Here is a 12,746-nt window from a genome sequence, read left to right on the forward strand (position 1 = left end):
ATGAAGCCCGAAAACCAGATTCATCAGGTTTTCGGGTTTTTCACTGCAAATATTCCCCTCTTCCAATACATTTTGTATTATGATAAAAGAACTAGAGCTTGAAGAACTGGATGTGAATGCCATGGGAGACGTGCTGCGAAAAGGTAAGATTCGGTTTACTCAGCTAACGAACCGTATTTCCATACAAGTTAAATTAATTGTTGCTTATATTGTCATCATATTAATTCCTATTATTGTGTTTTCGTGGTATTTGTTTAATGGTTTTTATCAGAATACCATTCAAGACACGCTGAAGAAAAACCTGTTTATTTTAGAGAGCGAGAAGGCCAACATTCTTAATAACATTGAAATTGTGGGACGTACAGCGCAGCTCTCCATTGCAGATCGAGAAGTGATTGATTACTTGCATAATGCCCGTGAGCTCGAGGTTAATGAGTTGGTTGATTTTAACATGAATACGTTTTCAAACTTGCAAAGACTCATGTTTAACAATCCGAATATCACCAATGTGCGTTTATTCACGGATAATCCGAAAACGAGGGAAATTTGGCCCGTAATTTTTAAAGAAAGTCGAATTGCAGGAAGAGCTTGGCATAAGAGCGTTTTAGCAAAAAAAGGCACGGTTTGGTGGGAAATTTTACAGAATGAGAAGGACGTTATGACCCGTGAGACCTCCGATAATGAGGCGGCCTCGACTTATGTTTCGCTGCTTAGGGAAATCTATTATCCGAATGATACGCATGTCGGAATTCTTGAAGTCGATATGCTCATTGATAAATTTTTTCAGAAAACGTTCAGTCCAATTCAGGACGGACAGTCTCATATGCTTGTCGTGGACCGATCGGGACGGATTTTCACGGATTCCGGGAGCGACTTTTTCAAAGGCATGAATTTGGAGCAGCTTCGTAACGATTGGGAAGCCCATCCTCATCAGGAGGAATTCAGTTTTACGTTTAAAGTTGGTGATACGCCGTATCTTTGCCTGTCGACGCCAATTGATCAATTGGAGGCTCATTTGCTGAATGTCGTGTCACTGAAAAACCCCGTTACGCAAATCAAGCAAACCCGCAATTTATTTATCGCAGCTGCTGTAGTGCTAATTGCGCTCTTGTCGGTTATCACCTATTTCTTGCAGTCCCTTATTTTAAAAAAACTGCACATTCTGCGCGACTCGATGAAAAAGGTCCGCAGAGGCGACCTCAATGTGCAAATTGATATGGATGCAGGAGGGGAAGTTGGCGAGCTTGCCCATCATTTTCGACAAATGCTTAATTTGAAAATGATGGCGGAAGTCGAGGCTCAGTATACCATCTCCGATGCGTTAACTTCTCTTGGCGCTATGATGCGGTATAGTCTGAAATGGTCAAATGATCATGTGCGTTTACACGACGAAATCCAGCATATTCAGAATTATATTGGGATTATGAATATCCGCTATGACGGCAAGCTGGAACTGAAACTCGATATTCCAGAGGGCTATTTAGAGCAGGAAGTGCTGAAGATGTCTCTTCAGCCTCTTATAGAAAATGCCGTCAAGCACGGGATGAATGTAGACAAGGCAAGGCGTCAGGGAGTCGTCATTATGATTCGAGCCTGTAAAAAGGAAGACTGGATGATCATTGAGATCACAGATAACGGAGCGGGCATGTCCGAACAGAAGCTTGGGGAGCTTCATGAAAAAATCGTCATGGAAGATGCTCACTTCCATATGAAGTACAGCACTCAAGCCTCGAGGGAAAATGAGGGGAATGGGATTGGACTACGCAATGTGACGCAGCGAATTAAGATGTACTACGGGAATGAGTGCGGTATTGAGATCCAGAGTCTAGAGGGTGAATTCACGCGTGTGATGATGACGCTGCCTTATCTAATTTTATCCGGAGGAATGTCTGCTGATGAGAAAAGTACTTATCGTTGATGATGAGAAAAATATCCGTCTTGGTTTGAAAGCCATGATCGTTCGCGAATTTCCAGACACTTATGAGTTCGAGTTCGCCGGCGATGGTGCAGAAGCCTTAGAAGTGATAGTGAGTACGCCCATCGACATTGTTATTACGGATATACGTATGCCTGTGATGGATGGGATTATGCTGATTAATCGCATACAGGAGCTGGAATCGAAGCCTACCCTTGTTATCCTTAGCGGTCATGATGATTTTCACTATGCGAAAGAAGCGATTCGCTGCGATGTGAAGGAGTACCTCTTGAAGCCGATTGTCCGTGATGAGTTATCCCGCACCATGCTCCGACTGGAGAAGGAGCTCAAGCAAAAGGAGCAAATGACAGCGCAGTTGACCAACTCCAGCCATCAGCGGGAAGCCTATAAAGAAAGTCAGTTAAGCTATTTGCTCAGGCAGTCCCATTTGGCTGAAGATGACTTACGCAGTAGATTGCAGACTATTGAAATGGATTGGATCGAAGAGGGTTTCCAGTTCGGTGTTCTCCAGTATAGGGGGACCATCGAGGGGATGGGGCATGCCGAGTTTTTGGCTCGCATTCAAGCGGAGATAAGTAATGCTCCTGAACACGTCCGGGAGCGGCGTGGATATGTGTTCGATAAGAAGAACCAGCTCGTTCTCGTTGCCGAGCATGCGGAGCTGTTTCAGTATTTATCGGAGCGTATTATCGGTTCCGGTTATTTCTCCTATAGTATGGGACTCAGTGAGTTTACTTGCGGAATAACGAATCTGCATAAAGCTTATGAGGAGGCGCAGCAAGCGCTGAAATATACGTTCCTGCAGTCTGCTCCCGGGGTAGCCCGTTTTGAATCTGTCCGTCAAAAAAGCAGGGATTTCACCGTGCCTGCGGAAACGATACAAAAGATCGGCAACATGCTTGGAACCGATCGTAATAAAGAAATGACGGCGCTTCTGCTCGAAGTGCTCGATATGAAGACAGTTGCTCGGTTTGACCTGGCGTATCTCGAAGGCATAAGCAAATCTTTCAACGATCTGGTCTTTGATAAAGTATTCCACGTCTACGGAGGCGAGTCCGTTGAAATACTGCGGCTATTTAAGAAAGTCGGGGACATCTCCAATTTCAACTATTTCCACGATTATTTCCATAGTGTCGAAGGTCTGCTGCATCGGCTAAATGACTATGTGCGAAGCATGAAGACATTTCACATTGATCATAAAGAAATGAAAAAGGCTGTTCAATATATGCAGGACAATTATCAGAAGGATTTGAACATGACCATGGTTTCCAATCATGTATCCTTGAATTATTCTTACTTCAGCCAGGCCTTTAAGGAATTCACAGGCGAAAGCTTTGTCCATTATTTGAAAAAGCTGCGTATTGATAAAGCGCGGGAACTGCTCGCATCCACCGATTACAAGATTTATGAGATCAGCGAAATGGCAGGTTTTGAGAATACGAAGCATTTTAGCCGTGTGTTCAAAGAGCTGGAAGGCGTAAGTCCACAGGAGTATCGGGATCAACGGCATGTGATGAGGCATGGGTGAGTGAAAGATGCTTGAACTTTTCAAATTGCTGATGGAACGTAAATTGGGTCGGTTGACCTTCAGATGCAATCGACAGGAAACAAAAAATGAGAAGGCAAGAACCTTGCCAACTCATTTTTTGTTTTTATATGCCCCTATTTATTACAATCTCACGACTATCTTCGATACGCCAGATTCAGGTGTCAGCACGACGCCGATGGCTGATCTTGTCCAAGTTGCTCCTTCTAAGGATAAGATTTGATTGATGCCTCTTAGTACAAGGGTGAAAGGTTTCGTTCCGCCTTGAATAGAGATGTCGACCAGTTCATTCATTCGGACGGCTTTTACGGTTAATTGCAGATTAGCTTGCGTGTCATAAATCGACGTTTCCGCGACAGATCCATCCTCCAATTCAAACAAATGAAGAGATACGCCATCCGCATAATCATAATCGGGCTTCTGCTCATTTGCCCCTATGGCAAGCAGCGTATTAGGTTTAGCAAGCAAGGGCAGCGTCATATAGCCATGCGTTTCTTCCTGCCATTTGCCGCCTTCAACAACTCGTCCGCTGAAGAAATCGGTCCAACGACCTTCGGGAACATAGTACATCACCGTACCTTGATCATTAAAGATTGGGGCTACGAGCAGGTTGTCACCTAGCATGTACTGCGTATCCAGATGATGAGTGGACGGATCTGATGCAAAATCCAGCACCATAGCGCGCATCATCGGAATCCCCATTTCCGTGGATTGGATAGCACTTGCGAACAGATAGGGCATCAGCGTACTTTTTAGCTTGGTAAAATGTCGGAGTACATCGACCGCCTCTTCGTCAAACAGCCACGGGACACGGTAAGATTCATTGCCGTGCAGACGGCTGTGGGAAGACAGTAGGCCAAAGGCTACCCAGCGTTTATAAATATCGGGCGGGGCCGTCTTTTCAAAACCGCTGATGTCATGGCTCCAGAATCCGAAACCGGATAAACCGAGTGAAAGGCCTCCGCGAAGTGACTCCGCCATGGAGTCGTAATTGGCCGAGCAGTCGCCGCCCCAGTGTACGGGGAATTGCTGCCCTCCGGCCGTAGCGGAGCGGGCAAATAACATGGCCTCGTTCTTGCCGAGTTTTTCTTCCAGCACTTCAAATACGGCCTTATTGTATAGGAATGTATAGTAGTTATGCATTTTCAATGGATCCGAACCATCGTGGTATTTGACATCGGTCGGGATGCGCTCACCGAAATCCGTTTTGAAGCAATCCACGCCCATATCGATCAGCCGTCTTAAATGACCTTTGTACCATTCTGTGGCTTCCGGATTGGTGAAATCGACAAGCCCCATGCCGGCCTGCCAGAGATCCCACTGCCAAACATGGTCATCCAAGGTTTTGACCAAATATCCTTTGTCCATGCCTTCTTGAAAGAGCGGTGATTTCTGACCAATGTATGAATTGATCCAGACGCAAATTTTGAGCCCCTTGTCCTTTAAACGTCCAAGCATACCTACCGGATCGGGGAACATATCGGCATCCCACTCAAAGTTGGTCCATTGATATTCCTTCATCCAGAAACAATCAAAATGGAACACATGCAGTGGAAGGTCTCGTTCAAACATGCCGTCAATGAAACTGTTCACGGTAGCTTCATCATAATCCGTTGTGAAAGAGGTTGTTAACCACAGACCGAACGACCATGCCGGCGGCAAAGCGGGTTTACCGGTAAGCTTCGTGTAATTATTCAGAACATCTTTTAGCGTTTTGCCGCCAATAATGAAATACTCCACACTCTCGCCAGGTACGCTGAACTGGACTTTGGACACAACCTCAGAGCCGACTTCGAACGAAACGTGCTCGGGATGATTGACGAAAACGCCGTATCCTTTACTGGATAAGTAAAAGGGTATATTTTTGTAGGCTTGTTCACTGCTCGTGCCGCCATCTTCGTTCCAAATATCTACGGTCTGCCCGTTCTTCACTACATTTGTAAACCGTTCTCCTAATCCGTAAATATGCTCACCAATGCCAAGCTCGAGCTGCTCGCGAAAGTAAATCTCTTTGTCTGCTGTGGTAATATGCCCCGCACCTTTACTGTTGGTACCGGTTAAACGACGGCCTTCGAAGAAGAATTCAGCTCCCCATGTACTATGTTTGCTGGCTTTTACGCTTAATCCGCCGGATTTCATAGTCACATGATCGTTGCTGTCATCGATAGAAACAGGAGTTTGCAGATTATCGAACAATTCAAAAGCTGGTCCTTGCGAGCGCTTGCCTGCATGATGTGTCCATCGTACACGGATGATATCGGGAAGGGGCGAGCTCAATTCACAAGTTAGCATCGCGCCATTTAAGGTATCCCCTTTTCGCTGAATCTTCCGTGCGGCAGCATATACAGTCAGACTGCTATCTTCTTGATGTACATCGCGGACATCGACAGGATTAAGGACGGTGTAGCCTTCTTTTGCCATCCAATAACCGTTAGAAAATTTCATTGCCATCATCCCTCCAAAGTGTTGTATTATAATTATATTGATTTAAAAACGCCATTCCTTTCGTTATATTGTTAAATAATATCAGTATTTTGACATACGATTTGAAATTCTCTAAAGGGGGAACTGCCGCCATGCAGCAAGCCAATTTAAAAGAGGACCGCATTCACGGTGATCCGCTTTATCCAATCCGAGTGTATGAAATCTGCTGCCAGCCAGGGGAAGAACTGCTTGAACTCCATTGGCATGATGAGTTGGAGTTTCTCATGCTTACCAAGGGTAAGGCGGTATTCCGTGTTTCTATGGATGACTATGAATTGGAAGCTGGGGAAGCAATTTTCGTGAATTCCGGTCAGCTTCATTCTGGTCGTATATCCGCAAACGAAGAATGTTTCTTCACTGCCGTGGTGTTTCATTCGGATATTTTGGGAGGCGAGAGGTTTGATCTCGTTCGTGAGAAATATATTAACCCGCTAATCCAGCAGAAATTTGTCACTCCTGCCCACATCACCCATCATACGGCTGAGGAGAGGGAGCTATTAGCGTTGTTGTTGCAAGTGTTTGATTTGAATATAAATGAAAGGCCGTTATATGAGCTTTCTACAAAGGGGTTGCTGCAAGTAATCATTTCAAAGCTAATAATGCTGGGAGGTCCTGCTTTTCGTGAGCTTCCTCCTTCTGTGAACCCTACGCACATAGATCGTTTAAAGCTGATTATCGAATATATGCAAATGAACTACAGCAGTCCGATTCGATTGGAGGACCTCGCGGCGATCGTTTCTTTCAGCGAGTCTTATTTCTGCCGATATTTCAAGGGTTTTACAGGAAAAAGTCCACTGGAATACTTAAACCAGGTGCGGGCGCAGCGAGCGGCTTTCCTTCTAAAGGATACCAACAAGAAGATTACTGAGATTTCGTTTGATGTGGGCTTCAATACCTTGAGTTATTTTATCGGCGTGTTTAAAACGCATTTTGGTCATACACCTTCTGAATATCGCAAAAGATTAAGGACAAACGAGGGAACGGGGGGATATTCACGAATCATTGTTTCTAGTTGAATTTAGCCTGATCGGGGGGAGTGATTGCAGATGTTTGTTAAGATGTTGGAGAATGTGAAGTCATTTCTATACGATTACTTAACGTTGAAAAAGAGGATTTTTATTATTTTCTTATGCAGTACATTGATTCCATTTATTTGTATCGTTCTTATCTCTTATTACGCGATTTATTCCATTCTTACTAATAAAATTCAGAGCGGTATTCAAAGCAATTTAAAGCAAGTAGAGCTTTCCTTAGAAAGTACGATAAGCAATTTGAATCATGTATCCCAACAGCTTGCTTTTGCAGGAAGTGTCGGTAAGAAGTTGGATCAAATGTTATCGCTTCCAGCAAGTCAATCTTTCGAACGCTCGCAAATGATAAGTGAATTAAAAGATGAATTAAGCTTAGTCACCTTTACCAATCCCAATATTGGTTTAACCTTATACTATTTTCAAAATGACCATACGTATGATCTCGAAAATTCGGGCGTAAAGGAGAATTTTTCCCCTGAAAAGTTGCCATTGCTTGCAGAATACTCGGGAATTTCTTATTACGGTCCTCATTTAAGCAACAATCAATTTGATAATAATTTTGTTTTATCTGCACGAAGGAAAGTGGATTTACCTCAACGTGACGATGTCTATGTCTACATTGAAACGGGGTTTCATCTTACACAAAACATTCTGAATAATGATCAATTCGGAGGAACGAATCTCCATGTTTTCCTAGATAATAATGGGAGAATCGCGTTTAGTGAGCTTCCCAATTCCTTTGTGAAAGATACGATCTTCCCCAACTTTTCTAAAGAAAAAACCTTTGGTACATATAATGAATTTTATTGGTTTAGGCAGGCAAGCAATCAAGGCTGGAGTATCGTGTCGGTCATTCCGAAAGCGGATTACAACAAAGAAATGAATCAGTGGTTTGTTCAAATCTTGCTGTTTTCACTCCTTTTTCTAGGGATGAGTGTACTCATGGCTTGGCTCTTATGGAAGATGGTATATCTCCCTTTGAATGGCTTTAATAAAGAAATCAAGCTGATGGCGCAAAACCGAACCCAGACGGTTACCGTACGAACAAAAATACCAGAGTTTGATTTTCTACTGCATCAATTTAGGCAAATGAGAGAACAAATTTGGAATTTATTTGCCGAAGTCGAAATAAAAGAGAAGCGAAGAGTGGATCTTGAGGTAGAAAAGCTGCTCTATCAAATTAATCCTCATTTTTTGATGAATACGTTGGATACGGTACATTGGTTAGCCGTCATGAATGGTCAGAACGAAATCGATCGTCTTGTATCCTCATTAAATAAGCTGCTGCATTATAATTTAGGCAAACTGGGACAGGCCTCAACCATTCATGAAGAGATAGAAGCCTTAAAGCAATATCTGATTTTACAGCAAATCCGCTATGATTTTAAGTTTGATGTCCAGATGAATGTCGATGAAGAGGTATGGAACATGCCGGTTCCTCGTTTTATCCTCCAACCGCTTGTCGAAAATTCGCTTTATCATGGGTTAAGTGATGATGGGTACATCAAGGTAGATGTCAGTTTAACGAATGCGATTCAGATCTCGATTCATGATAACGGTTCAGGCATGTCGGAAGAAACGATTCATAACCTATTGCATAATGCGGAAACGGAAAACAAAAAAGTCGGTATGGGGATTGGGTTAAATTATGTCAAGCGAATGCTCGAATCCCAATATGGCGACCGGGCGGCCCTGAGTATTAAGAGTGTTATCGGAAAAGGGACAACCATACTTGTTTCCTTACCTATTATGGAGGTGAAAACCCGTCATGATTAAAGTGATGATTGTCGATGATGATAAATTGGTTCGCAAAGGTCTTATATCAGCCATGCCTTGGCACGATTTTGACATGGAGGTTGTTGGGGAAGCAAGTAATGGCGAGAAAGCCTTGGAATTTATAGCAGCGAACGCGATAGATTTATTGCTGACTGATTTGGCGATGCCTGTTATGTCGGGGATCGAGTTACTGAAAATCGTGAGAAAGCAATATCCAAGTATTTATACCGTCGTGCTAACCTTCCATCAGGATTTTGAATATATCCAAGAAGCACTGAGACTAGGGGCTATTGATTATATTGCCAAGGTTCAGCTTGAAAAGGAGCGTTTTGAGGAAGTGTTGGAGCGGATTTACAAGCGGATTAAGGAGGAGCAGAAGCATGCACCTAATCCACATGATATCTTCTATGATAGTGAGCCATCAAATGGCGTTGGATCTGCAGCTTATGAAGGGGACAATCACCAACTGGAGGCAGCTCGAAAAGATTTAAGCCTAGTGAAGGAGCAATGGTCAAGTCACGAATGGGTCTATCAGGATAACCTCTTTACGACTCATGTCCATGATTTGAAGCAGCTGCGTTTGCCTCAAACGAAGCTGATCGGGTTGCTATATGCGTTAATCGACAAGTGGAATCTTTTATTTCATCCGATTGATTTGGCGGAAATCCAATTGCCTGATGCATTCGAAAGTTGGCATGAGGTTGAGGATTGGTTGATGGTTACTCGTGAAAAGATTCGCAAGGCGATTGATAAACCCTCTTTTTCACAAGAGGTTGTAGACTGTGTGATGAAAGCTGTTTACATCGCAAATGATGAGATGAAAGAGCAGATTACGGCCTCGAGCATTGCGAAGCGGGTTAACATGAGTAGAAGCTACTTCAGCCAGTGCTTTAAAGAAATTGTAGGCATAAATTTTAGTGAGCATTTACGCCACAAACGCATAGAGAAAGCAAAGGAGTATCTGCTTTATACGAACAAGACCATTCTCTGGATTGCTGAGAACGTGGGATACATGGATGAAAAGTATTTTAGCCGCACCTTTCGAGAGCAAACAGGCCTGTTGCCAAGCGAGTATCGGCTGAAGAGTGCAACGGGTAGAGAAATGTCCGAAAATTAGTGGGTCAAATGCTGTGAATTCATGAGAAAAAGGGGATTACCTGCGAATTCTCGGTCATTTACCTCTCTACATCTGTAACCGTTTTCCATCCTAGCAGCGTGATATTTCGTGATACTTTTAGGATGTAGATAAATTCTAAAAGCGAAAGAAGGGGCTTTATATGAGAAGATCTAAACAAAGCATGCTGCTGTTACTTGCTGGGATGCTAGTCGTATTATCGGCATGTTCAGAGACGGCGAAGCAATCACCCAAAACGGAGGCTACGCCTGCGCAAATGGGTGCAACACAATCAGCAACCGCGCCAAGTGAAGCGGGTCCATTCGCCAAATCGACCAAACCGATTACGATTAAAATTGGTAAAGATGTAGATGCATCCGATAAGAGCTTGCCAGCGGGAGACTCCCCTGAGAACAACCCGTATACCCGTTATATCAAAGACAACTTGAATATCGATACCAAAATTGTTTGGCAGGCTGCCAGCGGTAAAGATTACGATCAAAAAGTTAATTTATCCATAGCCAGTAACGATTTGCCGGATGCGTTGGTTGTGAAAGATACACAATTCAGACAGATGGTCAAAAGCGGTCAACTCGCGGATCTAACCGAAGTTTATAATAAATACGCCTCGCCAGCGATCAAACATATCATTGAAACGACGCAAGGGCTTGCGCTTAAAGCTGTTACCGTTGATGGGAAGATGTATGCACTTCCTAACGTCACGACAGAATCAGATATGGTTCATATGATGTGGATTCGCAAGGATTGGTTGGACAAATTAGGCCTTCAACCGCCTAAAACCATCGACGAATTAGAAAAAGTAGCCAAAGCTTTTGTCGAACAAGATCCAGACGGGAATGGAAAAGCCGATACCATTGGCATAACAGGCCCGCAATTAGGCGGTTTACTGAATGCCGATTTTATCAATCCCAATAATAATAACTATGGTTTCGACCCTATCTTTTCTTCGTATCATTCTTATCCAGGATTTTGGCTAAAAGGTGCAGATGGTAAAACAACCTATGGCTCCCTTCAGCCAGAAACGAAGCAAGCTCTCTCGAAGCTGCGTGATCTCTATTCCAAAGGTTTAATTGATAAGGAAATGACCATTCGGAAGGATGCGCAGGAACTGATTAAGAATGGAACTTCAGGCATTTATTTTGGACTATGGTGGGCTGGAGGGTACGGTCCATTAGCCGATGCGATTAAGAATAATCCGAAGGCAAATTGGCAAGCGTATACGGCTCCATTGGATGTGAATGGTGAATTCACACCGCACATGGGGAACCCGTCCAATCAATATCTGGTTGTTCGAAAAGGTTACGAGCATCCGGAAGCCGCTATTCAAATGGAAAATCTTTTGCTGCGTGATGAATCCAAATTCGATGTCAAAGTGGCAATTGGAAACTATCCTTTACGTGTTGTTTTTGCCCCAATGGATGAGATGGATGTCACTTACAAGATGATGAAAGAGGTTCTTGCAGGTACCAAGAAACCGGAGGATCTAGATATTCCAGGATATAAATTACTAAAAGCCGATGCTGAAAAAGTGAAAAAAGTAAAACTCGAGCCTTATGACAAGAATGATATTCAATACTGGGATCCTAACGCGGATTTAGGGACATGGAAGCGTATGTACTCCACATTCGTAGGGATATCCCCGCTGCAGCAGCCGTTCAAGAAAACCTATAGCGTGACCTATTCGCAGACGAAAACCATGGAAAGCAAATGGGCTTTACTTGATAAATTAGAGAAGGAAACATTCCTCAAAATTATTATGGGCGCTGCACCGTTGGATTCTTTTGATAAGTTCGTACAAGATTGGAAAAAGCAGGGCGGAGATCAAATTCTGGCTGAAATCGATGAGAGTATCAAACAGTAAGAAGCATGGAGGCGTCAGAGAACTCTGGCGCCTTTCCCTTACAATAGAGAGAATGGAAGTGATCGGTAGGATGGTTACGAAAGGGTTTGCCAAACATTACTATCTCATGCTTCTTCCTGGATTTATCTGGTTGACGCTGTTTAGTATCGTTCCTATGTTCGGGATTGTCATTGCTTTTCAAGATTTTAATCCGGGTTTAGGCATGTTTCGTTCCGAATGGGTCGGCTTGGAAAATTTCAAGTATATGTTCACGCTTAATGATAGTAAAACGGTGTTTTTTAATACGTTATTTATCGCCGTCATGAAGATTATTGCGAATATGATTGTACCGCTTATCTTCGCTTTATTACTGAATGAATTACGCGTTGCTTTTTTAAAAAGATGGGTACAAACGATTGTTTATTTACCGCATTTTCTATCGTGGGTCATTCTTTCGGGTATCTTGTTGGACGTATTGTCTTATAAAGGACCTGTTAACAGCTTCTTGGGCATATTCGGTATAAGCCCGACTTTGTTTTTTGCCAAGGCGGAATGGTTTCCTTTTATTATCGTGGGAAGTGACGTGTGGAAGGAATTCGGATTTAACACGATTATTTTTTTGGCGGCTTTAACGGGGATCAATCCTGCGCTATACGAAGCTGCTGCGATTGACGGTGCCACTCGCTGGCAGCGATTAGTTCATGTCACACTTCCTGGCATTATAACAACGGTTATCTTACTTTCAGTGCTCAGCCTGGGCAATGTCTTAAATGCTGGATTTGACCAAATTTTCAACCTCTATAATCCTCTTGTCTATTCAAGCGGAGATATTATTGACACATGGGTCTATCGGACAGGTTTATTGAATCTCCAGTATGGATTGGCAACGGCAATGGGACTATTAAAATCAGTCATCAGTTTTCTTCTAATTACAACTTCCTATTTCCTAGCTGCTAAGTTTGCAAATTATCGTATTTTTTAATATAAAGGAGCATGAA

Annotated in this window: 8 protein-coding genes; 7 read left to right on the forward strand and 1 reads right to left on the reverse strand. The window is 43.2% G+C overall.

All coding sequences use genetic code 11. The features are described 5' to 3' along the window. Positions 1-79: 79 nt before the first annotated feature. Both G519_RS0104880 and G519_RS0104885 read left to right on the forward strand, forming a co-directional pair. On the forward strand, positions 80-1,918 hold the full coding sequence (locus G519_RS0104880) for an ATP-binding protein (RefSeq protein WP_244280015.1): 1,839 nt from the start codon (positions 80-82) through the stop codon (positions 1,916-1,918). Further along, complete coding sequence (locus G519_RS0104885) at positions 1,896-3,464, forward strand: response regulator (RefSeq protein WP_036632066.1); 1,569 nt, start codon at positions 1,896-1,898, stop codon at positions 3,462-3,464. Before G519_RS0104880 ends, G519_RS0104885 begins: the two co-directional genes overlap by 23 nt. Positions 3,465-3,605: 141 nt before the next feature. On the opposite strand, the gene yicI is transcribed toward G519_RS0104885, so the two are convergent. Beyond that, complete coding sequence (gene yicI / locus G519_RS0104890; RefSeq protein ID WP_029193733.1) at positions 3,606-5,927, reverse strand: alpha-xylosidase; 2,322 nt, start codon at positions 5,925-5,927, stop codon at positions 3,606-3,608. A 131-nt stretch (positions 5,928-6,058) separates the two neighbouring features. Between yicI and G519_RS0104895 the strand changes: the two genes are divergently transcribed. The 5 genes from G519_RS0104895 (at position 6,059) to G519_RS0104915 (ending at position 12,730) form a co-directional block, all read left to right on the forward strand. Beyond that, the gene (locus tag G519_RS0104895; RefSeq protein ID WP_029193734.1) at positions 6,059-6,982 is read left to right on the forward strand and encodes an AraC family transcriptional regulator; all 924 of its coding nucleotides are present in this window, start codon (positions 6,059-6,061) and stop codon (positions 6,980-6,982) included. 30 nt (positions 6,983-7,012) lie between these two features. Further along, complete coding sequence (locus G519_RS0104900) at positions 7,013-8,773, forward strand: sensor histidine kinase (protein ID WP_084160025.1); 1,761 nt, start codon at positions 7,013-7,015, stop codon at positions 8,771-8,773. After that, a complete protein-coding gene (locus G519_RS0104905) occupies positions 8,766-9,890 on the forward strand; it encodes a response regulator transcription factor (protein WP_029193736.1) in 1,125 nt (374 codons plus the stop codon). The genes G519_RS0104900 and G519_RS0104905 overlap by 8 nt, the downstream gene beginning before the upstream one ends. A gap of 160 nt (positions 9,891-10,050) precedes the next feature. Further along, the gene (locus G519_RS0104910) at positions 10,051-11,769 is read left to right on the forward strand and encodes an extracellular solute-binding protein (RefSeq protein WP_029193737.1); all 1,719 of its coding nucleotides are present in this window, start codon (positions 10,051-10,053) and stop codon (positions 11,767-11,769) included. Between the two features lie 70 nt (positions 11,770-11,839). After that, complete coding sequence (locus tag G519_RS0104915; protein WP_029193738.1) at positions 11,840-12,730, forward strand: ABC transporter permease; 891 nt, start codon at positions 11,840-11,842, stop codon at positions 12,728-12,730. Positions 12,731-12,746: the final 16 nt, after the last annotated feature.

The organism is Paenibacillus alginolyticus DSM 5050 = NBRC 15375 (assembly GCF_000422905.1).
Lineage (GTDB): Bacteria > Bacillota > Bacilli > Paenibacillales > NBRC-103111 > Paenibacillus_E > Paenibacillus_E alginolyticus.